The sequence below is a fragment of the Rhodanobacter soli genome, assembly GCF_039523495.1.
Lineage (GTDB): Bacteria > Pseudomonadota > Gammaproteobacteria > Xanthomonadales > Rhodanobacteraceae > Rhodanobacter > Rhodanobacter soli.
Map to the genome: position 1 here is coordinate 2,686,366 of NZ_BAAAFK010000001.1, position 14,160 is coordinate 2,700,525.

The window sequence follows — 14,160 nt, forward strand, 5'->3', positions numbered from 1 at the left end:
TTCAGAATTCCTTCCATCCGCCCGCTTCGCTGCTGACCTCAGCGGCCGCGCGCGACGGGCGGGCCGGTGCCGGCGCCGTGCTGCGCACGGCAGCGAACACCGCTTCGGCTTCGGCCGCCGCGGTCTTCGCCCGCGCCGACGCGGACGGCGCAACCGGCGCCGCGCCGCTGTCGTTCAACTGGAAAAAGCCCACCTGCTGGGTCAGTTCGCCGGCCTGCTCGTGCATGGCGCGGGCTGCCGCTGCGGCTTCCTCGACCAGCGCGGCGTTCTGCTGGGTCATCTCGTCCATCTGCATCACCGCGTTGTTGACCTGGTCGATGCCGGCGGATTGCTCGTGGCTGGCTGCGGCGATCTCGGCCACGATATCGGTGACCTTCTTCACGCTCTCGACGATTTCCGCCAGCGCCTTGCCCGACTGGTTCACCAGCTCCGAGCCGCAGCGCACTTTCTCGGCGCTGTCGTTGATCAGCTCCTTGATCTCCTTCGCGGCGCCGGCACTGCGCTGGGCCAGGCTGCGCACCTCGGTGGCCACCACGGCGAAGCCGCGACCCTGCTCGCCGGCTCGCGCCGCTTCCACGGCCGCGTTCAGCGCCAGCAAATTGGTCTGGAAGGCGATCTCCTGGATCAACCCCACGATGTCGGCGATCTTGCCGCTGGACGCGTTGATCTCGCTCATCGCGACGATCGCCTTGCCGGCCACCTCGCCGCCGCGCTCGGCCTGTTCGCGGGCACCCCGCGCGAGCTGGTTGGCATGGCTGGCGTTTTCCGCATTCTGCTTGACGGTGGAAGTCATCTGCTCCATCGACGAGGCGGTTTCCTCCAGACTCGATGCCTGCTCCTGCGTACGCTGGCTGAGGTCATCGTTGCCGTGGGCAATCTGCTGTGCCGCCGTGCTGACCGCATCGGAGCCGCGGCGCACTTCGCCGACGGTCAGGGTGAGCCGCTCGTCCATCAGCCGGAACGCCTCCAGCAGGCGGCCCAGCTCGTCCTTGCGGTGGGTGACGATGTTGTGCCCCAGCTGCCCCTGCGAGATGGCGTTTGCCACGCGCACCGCCCGATTGAGCGTGCCGACGATCGAACGGATCATGAAGAACGCCATCAATACGGCCAGCAGCATGCCGGCGCCGAGCGCACCGAACGTCATGACACGGATGCGCTGGTAGCTGTTCACGGCCGATTCGTATTGCTGCCGGCTTTCGTCGACCTGCATGGCGATGAGCTTGTTCATCTCCGCGCTCATGATCGTCACGTTCGGCAGCACGTCGGAATAAAGCAGCGCATTGGCGCCGTCGTCGGCCTGGTTCAGCGCATCGGTGATCTCGGTCATCGACGAAGTCACGTCGCCGCGGGCGCTCTCGAATGCGCTCCATTGCTTCTTGACCGCCGGCGACATCTTGCTCGCACCCAGTTTCTTCAGCAGCGCCGCACCCGCGAGCTGGGCCTTGGCGACCTCGTCGAGCTTCTGCTGGACGATGGCCTTGTCATCCTTGTGGAAAGCCGCCTCGCTCAGCGAGATGAAGCTGTTCAGCGACCCGCGCGCCACCTCGTTGATGCTGGTCAGCGGAAGCAGCTCTTCCTGGTAGATCTGGCGGGCACTTTCATTCGCGCGGGCCATGCCACCGAGCCCGATCCAGGCGCCCACCAGCAGCATCGTGCACAACAGGCTGAGCACGCCGATCAGGCGCGCCTTGACGGTCAGCGTGGTCAGTCGGGCCAGGTGGGCCTTCAAATTCTTCATCTTCATCTCGATTTCCCGGGTCAGACGGCGACTTCAACTTCCTGGACGGCCGGCAACGCCGCATCCAGTGTTTCCACGTCCTCTGGACGCATCAGCTTTTCCACGTCCAGCAGCATCACCATGCGCTCGACGTGGGTGGCAAGCCCTTTCAGATAGCGGGTGTCCACCACCGCGCCCATGTCGGGCACCGGCTTGATCGCCGCCGGGTCGATGTCGACCACGTCGGATACCGCGTCCACCACGATGCCGAACAGACGCTCGGCGATGGCCACGACGATCACCACGGTGTTGTCGCCGTAGTTCTCCCGCTCCAGTCCGAAGCGCAGGCGCAGATCCATGATCGGCACGATCGCGCCGCGCAGGTTCAACACGCCCAGCAGGTACGCCGGCGCCTGCGGAATGCGCGTGACCCGGGACCAGCCACGGATTTCACGCACGGCAAGGATGTCGATTCCGTACTCCTCGTCAGCCAGGCTGAAGGTGAGTTGCTGCAAGGTCGGTACCGCATCCTGGTTGTTTTCGTACATGTGCCTGCTACCTAGTGACGGACGCCTGCAGAGGTCCTGCTTCCATGACTTTGTCGGCGCTCCCGGCGGAAACTTGAGCGGCCGCGGGGCCGCCCGGCCAGCGGATGGCGCGCCGCAATTGCCCCGGAACGAGCGTCGGTGGCACGACGGCCGGGCGCCGCAACACGTCCGCTGCAGCCGTCGTGGCATCAAGGGGATGACGGGTTCTTTTTCAGGCGGCCTTGCTGCGCCGTCCCAGCCGTACCACGCCGCCCACGTCGACGATCAGGGCCACCGAGCCGTCGCTGAGGATCGTGGCGCCGGAGACGCCCTGCACGCGCCGGTAGTGCGCTTCCAGCGACTTGACGACCGCCTGCTGCTGGCCCAACAGTTCGTCGACCAGCAGGCCTACGCGCCGGTTGTCGTCCTCGATCACCACCACGATGCCGCGCTCGACATCGGTGATCGCATCGGCGCAGTCGAAGGCGCGGTGCAACCGCATGATCGGCAGGTATTCGTCACGGAAGTGGAACACTTCGCCGCCGCCGGCGATCCTGCGCACCGCCTCCGGACGCAACCGCAGCGACTCGACGATCGAAATCAACGGCACGATGTAGCGCTCGTGACCCACGGCTGTCACCAGCCCGTCGATGATCGCCAGCGTCAGCGGCAAGGCAATGGTGAACACGCTGCCCTTGCCGCTCTCGCTGCGCACGCCGACGCTGCCGCCGAGATCGCGCACGTTGCGCCGCACGACGTCCATGCCGACGCCGCGGCCGGAAAGGTCGGTGGCCTGCGCGGCAGTGGAGAAACCCGGCTGGAAGATCAGCTCCGCCACTTCGGCGTCGCTGAGTTCCTGGTCGGCGCCGACCAGCCCGCGCTGCTGCGCCTTGGCCACGATGGCGGCACGGTTGAGTCCCGCACCGTCGTCGCTGATCTGCACCACGATATTGCCGCCCTCGTGGTACGCATTGAGCTTGAGGACGCCGGTTTCCGCCTTGCCGGCCGCCTTGCGCTGGGCCGGCATCTCCAGGCCGTGATCGATCGCGTTGCGCACCAGGTGTACCAGCGGATCGCCGATTTTTTCCAGCACCGTCTTGTCCAGCTCGGTATGTTCGCCGTGCAACTCCAGCTTGACCTGCTTGCCGAGCTTGCGCTCCAGGTCGCGGACCAATCGCGGGAACCGGTTGAACACCGAGCCGATCGGCAGCATGCGGATGCGCATCACGCTTTCCTGCAGTTCGCGCGTGGTGCGCTCGAGCTGCAGCAGTCCTTCGCGCAGGCGTTCCAGCTGCGACAGCTGGAAATTCTCGCCGATGTCGCTGAGCATCGACTGGGTGATCACCAGTTCGCCCATCATGTTGATCAGCGCGTCGACCTTGTCGATGCCCACGCGAATCGAGCTGCCCTCGCTGGAGGCCGCGGCGGTTTCGCGTACCGGGCGCGGGCCGGCGGCGGGCGCCGGCGTTGCCGCAGGCACGCCGGCCGGTGCCGGCTCCACGGCAGCCGCCGGGGTTGCTTCGGCCATCGCCTCGATGGCCAACTCGCAGTCGCCGTCGAGCCAGTCGAACACGGCGTCGACGTCGCCGCGCGCTACCGCACCGTGCAGGCGCAGCTCCCAGCCCAGATGGCACTGGCTGGGGTCGAGGTCGGCCAGCCGTGCCGGCGCGCGGTCGGCAACGAAGGCACGCCGCACCTCCAGCCGACCCAGCTGCTGCAGTTCGCGGAACAGCCGCAACGGATCGTTGCCGGTCTGCAGCAGATGCGGCAGCGCGATGAAACGGATATCCCAGCCGTTCACCGGGGCGGCCTTCGGCGCAACCACGGTCGCCACCGCCACCTCGCCGCTGGCCAGACGCATCAGTTCGCTGCGCAGTGCCTCGCTGTCGGCATCGGCCACCGGCTGGCCGCTGCTGGATCGCGCCAGCATGGCGCGCAGGCAGTCGACCGAACGCAGCATCAGGTCGATCAGCTCCGCATCCACCGCGCGACGCTCACTGCGCACTTCCTCCAGCAGCGATTCGGCCACGTGGGTGAACGCGGCGACGTCGGCAAAGCCGAAGGTCGCCGCGCCGCCCTTGATCGAATGCGCCGCGCGGAAAATCGTGTGCACCAGCTCGTGGTCGGTCGAGCCCGAGTCCAGCGCCAGCAACGCCGCCTCCATCGCATCGAGCCCTTCCAGGCTTTCCTCGAAAAAGGTCTTGTGGAATTGAGTCAGGTCGACCGCACTCATCAGTGTTTAGCCCAGCACGCGCTTGACGGTTGCCAGCAGTTGCTCCGGATCGAACGGCTTGACCAGCCAGCCGGTGGCGCCGGCCGCCTTGCCTTCCATCTTCTTCTCGGTGTGCGATTCGGTGGTCAGCATCAGGATCGGCACGCCCTTGTAGGCATCCATCGCGCGCAGCTCGCGCACCATCGCGATGCCGTCCATCACCGGCATGTTGACGTCGGCCAGCACCAGGTCGAACGAGCTGCCGCGCGCGATATCCAGCGCCAGCTGCCCGTTTTCGGCCTCGGCCACCTCGTGCCCGGCGCCGCGCAGGGTGAACGCCACCATGCCGCGCATCGAAACCGAATCGTCTACTGCAAGAATCTTTGCCATGCTGCCACCTCGTTCAGGCCAGCCCTGCGGCCGGCAGTTCCAGTATCTGTGCCAGGCCGAGCAGGCCGGCCGCTTCGTTGAGAGCCTCACTCGCGCCACGCCAGTCCAGCGTGCCGCCGCGTGCCTGCAGTTCGCGCCGGAACAACACCAGCAACTGCAGGGCCGCGGTGTCGGCGCGCTCCACCTGGCTGCCGTCCAGCACCACGATGGCGCCTTTTTCCAGCACGCCCAGCAGCTCTGCCTTCAACGCGGTCTGGGCGGCGATGCGGCAATCCGGCGGGAGCACCACCACGGCCGCGTCATCCGCCGCTGCGGGCGCCGCCGGCTGCTGTCCACCCTCGTTCTGCCTCGCCGCCCGTTTGCCGGCCATGCCGCCACTCCCTTCGCGCCGTCTGCGCTGACGAGGACTTATCGGCTGCCGACGCGATCGCTTTAGGGCGTCGTGATGCAATCTGCCGGCGCCGGCGCCGCGCGTCCGGCCGGCCGCGGCTCAAGTTCGCCCGCGCACGGCCGATGTCCTTCTGGACGAACCCATTCGCACCTACGGCCCGCGTGCAGGAACCGCCTTGATCATCCAACCGACCAGCCTGGCCGCCCTTACCTGGGCCGGTGCCGCTTCCGGCACCACCGCGCAAAGCTGGCGCATCGGCACCGTGCTGTCGGCGCGCCCCCTGGGCGTGAACCCGCAAGGCCTGTTGATCCTGCAGGTCGGCGCGCTCACCGTGGAAGCGGACGTGTCTGGCAGCCACCTGCCGGCGCAGTTCCAGGTCCGTGTATTGAACCTGGGCGCGCAACCGCAACTGGAAGTGCTGTCGCATCCTGCCGATGCCGCATTCCAGCGCGTCCTGCGCGAACGCCTGCCCCAGCAGAATGGCTATGCGCCCTTGCTGGCCACGCTGGGCGCACTGGCCCAGCGGCCGGTATTGCGCCAGTTGCCGCCGGATCTGCGCACGGCGCTGGCCCTGCTCGAACAATCGCTGCGCACTCCCGCCGAAATCACCCGCGGTGAAGGTCTGCGCGAGGCCATCAGCCGCAGCGGCATGTTCTTCGAGTCCAAATTGGCCAACCCGCACGGCAACCTGGCGGCACTGGCCGAGGATGACTGGAAGGGCGCCCTGCTGCGCCTGGCCGGACTGCTCGACCGACGTGCGCCGGCGCCGCCGGCACCGAACCGCAGCGATGCCGCGCCGCCGCTGTTGCAACGTGGCGTGCAGGCACAGCCGCGCTTACCGCTGCCGCTGGCGCCCGCCGACGATGTCGTGGACCCGTTGCTGGATCGCCTGCATGGCGACGTGAAAGCGGCATTGGCGCGGGTGGAAGTGGCCCAGTTGGAGGCCAGCGCCAGCCCGTTGCCGGCCTGGATGATCGAGATTCCGCTGCAAGGCGAGGACGGACGCGATGTATTGCAGATCCAGCTGGAGTTCGCCGCCGACCTCGCCGACGGCACCCACGGCTGGACGCTTGGCTTCGCGCTGGACCTGCCCGCACTGGGCCCGGTGCAGGGCGAACTGCAACTGCGCGAGCCGCGCTTGGCGGTGCGCCTGTGGGCCGAACAGGCAGAGACCGCGCAGCGGATGGAACGCCAGTTCGGCCCGCTGCGCCAGCGGCTGGCTGCCTGCGGCGTCCTGCTCGATCAGCTGAGCTGCCAGGTCGGCTTGCCGCAACCACTGGGCCGGCACAGTTCCGTACTGCTGCAGGCCACCGCATGAACACGCCGCCAGCCCCACGCCGGATCAGCCTGCGACTGGCCAGCGGCAACCATGCAGAGACCAGGGCGATGCCGCCCGAGTCGCTGGAAGTCCTGCTGGCACGCGCACAGGCAATGGGCCTGCCGCTGCATCACGATCCCCAGATCGCCGCCTTGCTGGCATCGCTGCGACTGCGCGACGACGTGCCGGTGCTGCTTTACGCGGCCGCCGCCTCGGTGTTGGCGGCCGTCTACGACGCGGCGGAAGAGTGACGGCTTCCAGTGTCAGTTGGCTGCCACACGACACGCCCGGATATATCGCATCTAGAGACTGGCCGGATGCATCTGCAGCACCAGCCTCGCCTCGTCGCGCGACAAGCCGCAGCGGCTGACCAGCTGTTCCACGTCGGCGCCCTCGCGCGCCAGCTGCTGGGCCAGTTCGTAGGACTGCCGCGTCGGCGGCGGTTGCTGCTCGATCCGGCCCAACTGGCGCTGCAGCTGCCCCAGCGCCGTCACCAGCATCGAGGTCGGCACATCGGTGCAAGCATGGGTCGCGTCGTGCGACAGTGCCGCGACCTGCCGTTGCAATTCGCGCAGCTGGCGCCAGCCGTGGAACAGCAGCGCCGACTGCGCCAGCGCCAGCAGCAGCAGGATGCCCACACCGACCTCAAGCCACATGGCCGTTCCCATCGCCCGCCCGGCACAGCCGGCGGATATCGAGCAAGGCCACGAAACCACCTTGCCAGGGCAGCACACCGCTGACCGGGTCGTCATTGCGGTGGGCACGTCCCGGCGGCGGCGGCGCGATGTCGATGCCGTCGCTGCACAGCAGCTCGCCAACCGCGTCCACCAGCAGGCCGACCCGCTGGCCCGCGTGCGCCAGCATCACCACGCGCACCGTTACCGGATTCGCCGCCGGCAGCGCCGGCAGGCCCAGCCGGCGGCGGCCGTCCATGACCGGCACGATGCGCCCGCGCAGATGCCGCACGCCCAGCAGGTCGGGGGCGGCGCCCGGCACCGGCGTCAGGTCGCCATCGCGGATGACCTCGCTGACATCGTCCAGCGGTGCCGCATACAGCTGTGTCCCGATAAGGAACGACAGCCAGTGCTGAGCGCGTGCTTCGGACGCAGGGGCGGCGGCACTCATGCTTCTACTCCGTGGTCAAAGGATGCGGTCATCGGTTTCACTTGCTCGAGTTGGTCCGGTGAGCTGTTCCACCAACGTGGCCGGCGGCGACATCCGGCAGCGCAGGGCCTTCAATGTCGTCTGTCGCGTGGCCCGGCGTGCCGTTGCCACCGCTGGTGACGCGCACGGTGGGCATCATCTCGACGGCCGGCGCCGGCGAAGCCGCCAACCCGGTTATCCCACCGACATTCTCGGGGGTGGCGTGGTCGCGCTGCGCGGCCGGGCGATCACTCATCACCACCACCAGCACGCGCCGATTCTGGTTGCGGCCTTCCACGGTGGCGTTGTCGGCGATCGGGCGCATCTCGCCCCAGCCGATGATACCGAGCCGCGCGGGGGCGATCCCGCTGTTGGAAAACAGGCGCGCCACGCTGGCCGCCCGCGCCGCCGACAGCTCCCAGTTCGACGGGTACAGCGCATTGCTGATCGGCAGATTGTCGGTAAAGCCCTCCACCCGCACCGGATTGGTGAACCGGGCCAGGATCGCCGCCAGGTCGCGCAGCACCGCGTTGGCCGGATCCGACAGCTGCGCCACGCCGCTGGGGAACAGGATGTCGGTGCGGATCTCGATCTCCAGCCAGTCCGGATTGTGCCGCACCACCACCAGTTTGCGGTCGATCAGCGGCTGCAGCGCCTTGCGCACCTGGTCCTCGATGCGTCCCAGGTTTTCCTGCTGCTTCGACTGGCGGCCCGCTTCGCGTCCGGTGCCGCCGCTCGCCGGCACCGGATGCGGCGGAATCGGCACCGCGATCGGCACGAGCGACGAACCCGACTGGCCAGCCGGCGCGGCGATCGCCGGCGCGATGTTGTGCGGCCGGATTTTGGTCGGCGGCAGCGGCGCGATCGCGTGGCTGGAACCGTTGAACGCCTCGATCAGCGACTCGGACATCACCCGGAACTTGCCTTCGTTGACCACCGACACCGCATACATCACCACGAAAAATGCGAGCAGCAAGGTCATCAGGTCGGCGTAGGGAATCGCCCAGGCCTCGTGATTGGTGTGTTCCTCGTGCTTGTGCCTTCTCATGCCACGTAACCTTGCAGGCGCGCCTCGATCTGCCGCGGGTTGTCGCCCTGGGCGATCGACACCAGTCCCTCGATCAGGATCTCGCGCATCTGCGTCTGCTTGCTGATCAGGCCCTTCAGGCGTGCCGCCATCGGCAGCATGAACAGGTTGGCCAGCGCCACGCCGTAGATGGTGGCCACGAAGGCCGCGGCGATGCCGTGGCCGAGCTTGCTCGGATCGGCCAGGTTCTGCATCACCGCCATCAGGCCCATCACGGCGCCGATGATGCCCAGCGTGGGCGAGTAGATGCCGGCCATTTCGTACACCTTGGCGCCAGCCAGATCGATGGATTCGCGGGTCTCCAGATCCACCTCCAGCACACTGCGGATCGCCTCCGGCTCGCCGCCGTCGACCAGCAGTTGCAGCCCCTTGCTGACGAACGGATCGATCTCCGCCTCGATCTGCGGCTCCAGCCCGAGCAGGCCCTGCCGGCGCGAGATCTCGCTCCAGCCGACGATCCGGCTGATCAGATCGCCCGGCTGGTGCTGCGGCGGCCGGTAGACCATCGAGAGCATCTTGAACGCATGCTTGAGCACCTTGCCCTGGGTCTGCACCAGCAAGGCGGCGGCCGTGCCGGCAAAGACGATCACGAACGCCGCGGCATTCCACAATGCGCCAACGGTGGAGCCCTTCAGAATGGTGCCGACGATGATGACCACGAAGGCCAGAATGGTGCCGATGATGCTTACCAGATCCATGGCGGTCAGCCGGTCAGTTGCAGTGAAGTGGAAAGTTGCCGGTCACCGCTGGCCAGGCCGGCCAGGTCCATCACCAGTGCCAGCCGGCCATCGCCGGTGACGGTGGCCCCGGCAATACCCGGCACGCCGTCGAACAGGGGACCGAGCGGCTTGACGATGACGTCCTCGCGACCGAGCACCTCGTGCACCAGGCAGCCCATCCGCTGGTGGCCGATATGCAGCACCACCACGTGCCGGCCGGCGGTCGCCACCGCTCCGGCCCAGCCGACCAGGTTGACCAGCGGCAGGGCGCGGCCGCGGTGCCGGGCGACCAGGCGGCCGTCCAGCAGGCAATCCTGATCGTCGTCGAGTTCGAAGACCTCCTCCACGTTGCCCATCGGCAGCGCGAGCAGGCGCGTGTCCACACGCACCATCAACACGCGCAGCACCGCCAGGGTCAGCGGCACGGTCAGCTCCAGCTCGCTGCCATGGCCCAGGCGCGAGTGCACCTGCAAGGTGCCGCCGAGTTCGGCCACGCGCGTCTTCACCACGTCCATGCCGACGCCGCGGCCGGAGATGTCGGAGACCGCCGCGGCGGTGCTGAAGCCGGGACGAAAGATCAACTCGTAGCACTCGCCTTCGCTCAGCCGCGAGGCCTGCACGGCGTCGATCACGCCCTTCTCCACCGCCTTGCGGCGCAGGATGTCCGGATCCATGCCGCGCCCGTCGTCGTGCACAGCGATCACGATGCGTTCGCCACGCTGGCTGGCCGACAGGCACACTCGGCCCTTGCGCGGCTTGCCGGCAAGTTCGCGTTCGTGGGGCATCTCCACGCCGTGATCGAGCGCATTGCGCAGCAGGTGGATCAGCGGATCGGCCAGCGCCTCGACCAGGCTGCGATCGAGGTCGGTGCCTTCGCCTTCCAGCACCAATTCCACCTCCTTGCCGAGCTGGCGTGCCAGGTCGCGTACGATCCGCGGGAAGCGCTGGAACAGCCGACCTACCGGCTGCATGCGCATGCCCATGACGGCGCTCTGCAATTCGTCGGTGACCCGGTCCAGCTCGTTGGCCGCGGCGACCAGGGCCTCGCTGCCGTTGCGCGCGGCCAGGCTGAGCAGCCGGTTGCGCACCAGCACCAACTCGCCGGCGTGGTTGACCAGCACATCCAGGCGCGCGGTATCGACCCGCACGGTGTTCTCTGCCGGCGCCGCATGATGCGTCGCCGCGGGCGCCGCGGCGGGTGTTGGCGCAGCCGTTTCGGCGACAGCCGCTGGCGCAGCCGCGGCCGGCTGGCCGGTCTTGCCGTGCAAGGTGTCCAGCAACGCCTCGAACTCGTCGTCGTCGATCGTCGCGGCAGCGACCGGCACAACCGGCGGCGCTGCCGGTGTGACGGTACCGGGAGCGGCGGTGCCGTACATGCTGTCCAGCAGAGCCTCGAATTCGCTGTCGTCGATCGCGCCGCCGTCCGTCACAGGCAGCGCTGACGGAGCCGGGGTGGCGATCGAGGTGACCACCGGCGCCGGCCGGACTCCCGGCAACAGCGATTCCAGCAGCGCCGGCGGCGGCATGCCCAGCGGCGCCTCGGCGCTCACCGCCGCCATCATGTCGTTGAGCAGGTCGAGCGCCTCGAGCAGCGCATCCATGTGAACGGCGCCGAGCACTACCTTGCCGTTGCGGGCTTCGTTGAGCAGGTCCTCGGCGTGGTGGCACAGCAAGACCATCGGTTCGAGTGCCAGGAATCCGGCGCCGCCCTTGACGGTATGGAAAGCGCGGAACACGGCATTCAGCAGTTCGCTGTCGCCCGGCGCCGCTTCCAGCCCGACCAGCTGCTCGCCCAGACGCTGCAGCAGTTCACCCGCCTCGACCAGGAAATCCTGGCGCAGCTCGCTGTCGAATTCCGCATTCATGCCGGGCCTTCCGTCAAAACCCGAATTCGCTGAGCAGGCGGTCGGCATCTTCCTGGCTGGACACCTTGACCGCACTGGCCGGCGCCTCGCTGCCGGCCAGCGCGCCGGTCAGGCGCACCAGCTCCAGCAGCGACGATTCGACCGTGCCGATGAAGCTGGCGACCTTCTTGATGCGCTGTCCGGTCAGGTCCTGCCACGACTGCGCCAGCACCATGTCGGCGAGGCCATCGCGGCAGCTGTCGGCGAAGGCCACGGCCTCGCGCGCCAGCACGGCGGCGGCATCGTTGCCGTTCGTCCACTCGAGCACCTGGCCGGCATTGCGCGTCAGCGATTCGGCCTGGGGCCGCATGCGCTCGGCAAAGTCGAGACTGCGATGCGCGGCCTGCGCGCTCATCTCCAGCGCGTCCTGCAGGTGCTGGCGCGCGTCGGCCACGATGCCGGGCACACCGTCCTGGGTCAGTTCGCCGCCGAGCCGGCGCACCGCATCGTGCAGGTCGCGGGCCAGCTGGCCGAGCGCGCGAAACAGGCGCTGCTCGCGCTGGCGCACCATCACGTCCAGCGCCTGCTCGAACGCCGGGCCGTCGGGACTGTTCAGCAGGTCGCGCAGTTCGGCAGGCAGCGTATCGTCGATCGCGAGAGGAGAAGTGAGGTTCATGCGCTGACTCCGCTGGCGGCGATCCGTTCGAAGATCTTGGTGAGCTTTTCCTTGAGCGTGACCGCGGTGAACGGCTTGACGATGTAGCCGTTCACGCCGGCCTGCGCGGCGGCGATGATCTGGTCGCGATTGTTCTCGGCCGTGACCATCAGCACCGGCATGCCTTTCAGCGACTCCTCCGCGCGGATCGCGCGCAGCAGGTCGATGCCGGTCATGTTGGGCATGTTCCAGTCGGTCACCACCAGGTCGAACGGCTGGCTGCGCAGCAGTACCAGCGCGTTCTCGCCGTCATCGGCTTCCTGGATCAGCGGGTTGCTGAAACCCAGCTCGACCAGCAGGTTGCGGACGATCCGGCGCATGGTGGAAAAATCGTCCACCACCAGGATTTTCATGTTCTTGTCCAAACGCTTTCTCCACGTGCGGTACAGGCCGAGGTCCGGCCGCGGGGATTCAATGGGTTACTGGATCAACTGCGCCAGCCGGTAAGTCGGGCGCGAAGCCGGATGACCGCCTGTCCGTGGATCTGGCAGACGCGCGATTCGCTCACGCCGAGCACGGCGCCGATTTCCTTGAGGTTCAACTCCTGCTCGTAGTACAGCGACATCACCATCTGCTCGCGCTCGGGCAAGCCGCCGATTGCCTCGGCCAGCGCCTCGCGCATGCCGTCGCGCTCGATGTTCTCCGATGGCCCCAGGCTGCTTTCGTCGACCACGTCGAGCACCGTGCTTTCCTCACCGTCATCCGACGCGGTAAGGCTGAGCAGGCGCACGCAGGCCGCGTCGGCGAGTACCTGGTGGTACTCCTCCGCGCTGATGCCCAGCCGCCGCATGACTTCGGCGTCGTCGGCCTCGGCACCGGTCTCGGTCTCGATCTGGCGGATCACCTCGGCCACTTCGCGGGTCTTGCGATGCACCGAACGCGGGGTCCAGTCGGTGCGGCGCAACTCGTCCAGCATGGCGCCACGGATGCGGATGCCCGCATACGTCTCGAAGCTGGCCCCGCGATCGAGGGCAAAGTGACGTGCCGCCTCCAGCAAACCGATCATTCCTGCCTGGATCAGGTCGCCCACGTCGACGCTGGCCGGCAATCGCCCCATCAGGTGATAGGCGATCCGCCTGACCAGCGGCGCGTGCCGACGCACCAGTTCGTCGGCACTCTCGCGGGAAAGTTGCAGATATTCCGAAGCCACGCTCATCTCGGCACCCCACCCACCGGTGTTGCCCGGCCACCAAAAAAAGCAATCCGGTCGAGACCCGCGCGGTCGGGTTCCACCCACTTATCGACCGCACCGGCCAATTGCTTGAATGCCAGCGCGGAATGGCTGGACGGCCACAGGTCGACGACCGCGCACTGCCGGCGGATGGCCTGGCGCAGGCGCTCGTCATGCGGCACCCAGCCGCCGAATTCGATCACCACCTCGAGGAAGCGGTCGCTGACCCGCGCCAGTTTCTGATGCAGCGCTCGCGCGTCGCCCTCGTTGCGCACCATGTTGGCGACCATGCGGATGCGTCGCACGCCGAAATCGCGGCTGAGCACCTTGATCAACCCGTAGGCATCGGTCAGCGACGCCGGTTCGTCGCACACCACCACGATCACTTCGGCGGCGGCCGCGGCGAACATCGTCACGTTGTCCGAGAGCCCGGCGGCGGTATCCACCAGCAGGTATTCGGGCGGCTGCACCAGCTCGTCGAACGCGCGGATGATCGCCGCGTGCTCGCCGTTGTCCAGTTGCGCCAGCCGGCGCGCGCCGGAACCGGCCGGCACCACCCGCAAGCCGCGCGGCGCGGGCAGCATCAATTCTTCCAGCGTGCACTCGCCGTCGAGCAGATGACCGACGTGGCGCGACGGCGTGAGGCCCAGCATCACGTCGACATTGGCCAGACCCATGTCGGCATCCAGCAGCACCACGTCATGTCCGGCCACCGACAGCGCCATGCCCAGGTTCACCGCCACCGTGCTCTTGCCGACGCCACCCTTGCCGCCGGCCACGGCGATGGTGCGGCAATGCCGGCGGACGGCAGGTGCGGCGGTCAGCAGGCTGCTGGCCTGGTGGGCGGACGGCACGTCCGCCGCGGGCCGGCTGCTCATGGCCGACAACATCTGCTTCAGTCCGGAAGCCTGGTCCATTGCCAATAC

General features: G+C 67.9%; 16 protein-coding genes. 2 read left to right on the forward strand and 14 right to left on the reverse strand.

What is annotated here, in order from left to right; genetic code table 11:
• Window position 1 precedes the first annotated feature (1 nt).
• The 5 genes from ABD024_RS12300 to ABD024_RS12320 form a co-directional block, all read right to left on the reverse strand.
• Complete coding sequence (locus ABD024_RS12300) at window positions 2–1,744, reverse strand: methyl-accepting chemotaxis protein (RefSeq protein ID WP_343853020.1); 1,743 nt, start codon at window positions 1,742–1,744, stop codon at window positions 2–4.
• A gap of 14 nt (window positions 1,745–1,758) precedes the next feature.
• On the reverse strand, window positions 1,759–2,265 hold the full coding sequence (locus ABD024_RS12305) for a chemotaxis protein CheW (RefSeq protein ID WP_343853022.1): 507 nt from the start codon (window positions 2,263–2,265) through the stop codon (window positions 1,759–1,761).
• A 211-nt stretch (window positions 2,266–2,476) separates the two neighbouring features.
• On the reverse strand, window positions 2,477–4,477 hold the full coding sequence (locus tag ABD024_RS12310; RefSeq protein WP_343853024.1) for a chemotaxis protein CheA: 2,001 nt from the start codon (window positions 4,475–4,477) through the stop codon (window positions 2,477–2,479).
• A gap of 6 nt (window positions 4,478–4,483) precedes the next feature.
• A complete protein-coding gene (locus ABD024_RS12315; protein ID WP_056390495.1) occupies window positions 4,484–4,846 on the reverse strand; it encodes a response regulator in 363 nt (120 codons plus the stop codon).
• Window positions 4,847–4,859: 13 nt separating this feature from the next.
• The gene (locus ABD024_RS12320) at window positions 4,860–5,216 is read right to left on the reverse strand and encodes an STAS domain-containing protein (RefSeq protein ID WP_343853028.1); all 357 of its coding nucleotides are present in this window, start codon (window positions 5,214–5,216) and stop codon (window positions 4,860–4,862) included.
• Between the two features lie 196 nt (window positions 5,217–5,412).
• Here ABD024_RS12320 and fliK point away from each other — a divergent pair, with 196 nt between their 5' ends.
• Window positions 5,413–6,555, forward strand: coding sequence for a flagellar hook-length control protein FliK (fliK, locus tag ABD024_RS12325; protein ID WP_343853031.1), 1,143 nt, complete (start codon window positions 5,413–5,415; stop codon window positions 6,553–6,555).
• Window positions 6,552–6,806, forward strand: a complete 255-nt coding sequence (locus tag ABD024_RS12330) for a flagellar biosynthesis protein (RefSeq protein WP_343853033.1) — start codon at window positions 6,552–6,554, stop codon at window positions 6,804–6,806. Before fliK ends, ABD024_RS12330 begins: the two co-directional genes overlap by 4 nt.
• 51 nt (window positions 6,807–6,857) lie before the next feature.
• Here ABD024_RS12330 and ABD024_RS12335 read toward each other — a convergent pair whose 3' ends face one another.
• The 9 genes from ABD024_RS12335 to ABD024_RS12375 form a co-directional block, all read right to left on the reverse strand.
• Window positions 6,858–7,211: a DUF2802 domain-containing protein gene (locus ABD024_RS12335; protein WP_343853035.1), complete on the reverse strand. Its 354-nt coding sequence runs from the start codon at window positions 7,209–7,211 to the stop codon at window positions 6,858–6,860.
• Complete coding sequence (locus tag ABD024_RS12340; protein ID WP_343853037.1) at window positions 7,201–7,680, reverse strand: chemotaxis protein CheW; 480 nt, start codon at window positions 7,678–7,680, stop codon at window positions 7,201–7,203. The genes ABD024_RS12335 and ABD024_RS12340 overlap by 11 nt, the downstream gene beginning before the upstream one ends.
• A 37-nt stretch (window positions 7,681–7,717) precedes the next feature.
• On the reverse strand, window positions 7,718–8,746 hold the full coding sequence (gene motD / locus ABD024_RS12345) for a flagellar motor protein MotD (RefSeq protein WP_343853039.1): 1,029 nt from the start codon (window positions 8,744–8,746) through the stop codon (window positions 7,718–7,720).
• Window positions 8,743–9,483 (reverse strand): flagellar motor protein, encoded by a 741-nt coding sequence (locus ABD024_RS12350; RefSeq protein ID WP_343853041.1) that lies wholly within the window; start codon window positions 9,481–9,483, stop codon window positions 8,743–8,745. Before ABD024_RS12350 ends, motD begins: the two co-directional genes overlap by 4 nt.
• A gap of 5 nt (window positions 9,484–9,488) precedes the next feature.
• A complete protein-coding gene (locus ABD024_RS12355; protein WP_343853043.1) occupies window positions 9,489–11,369 on the reverse strand; it encodes a chemotaxis protein CheA in 1,881 nt (626 codons plus the stop codon).
• A gap of 13 nt (window positions 11,370–11,382) precedes the next feature.
• Entirely contained in the window at window positions 11,383–12,024 is a 642-nt protein-coding gene (locus ABD024_RS12360) for a protein phosphatase CheZ (RefSeq protein WP_343853045.1), read from the reverse strand.
• Entirely contained in the window at window positions 12,021–12,428 is a 408-nt protein-coding gene (locus ABD024_RS12365; protein WP_343853047.1) for a chemotaxis response regulator CheY, read from the reverse strand. The genes ABD024_RS12360 and ABD024_RS12365 overlap by 4 nt, the downstream gene beginning before the upstream one ends.
• A 62-nt stretch (window positions 12,429–12,490) precedes the next feature.
• The gene (locus tag ABD024_RS12370; protein WP_343853098.1) at window positions 12,491–13,219 is read right to left on the reverse strand and encodes an RNA polymerase sigma factor FliA; all 729 of its coding nucleotides are present in this window, start codon (window positions 13,217–13,219) and stop codon (window positions 12,491–12,493) included.
• Window positions 13,216–14,151 (reverse strand): P-loop NTPase, encoded by a 936-nt coding sequence (locus ABD024_RS12375; protein ID WP_343853099.1) that lies wholly within the window; start codon window positions 14,149–14,151, stop codon window positions 13,216–13,218. Before ABD024_RS12375 ends, ABD024_RS12370 begins: the two co-directional genes overlap by 4 nt.
• Window positions 14,152–14,160 lie beyond the last annotated feature (9 nt).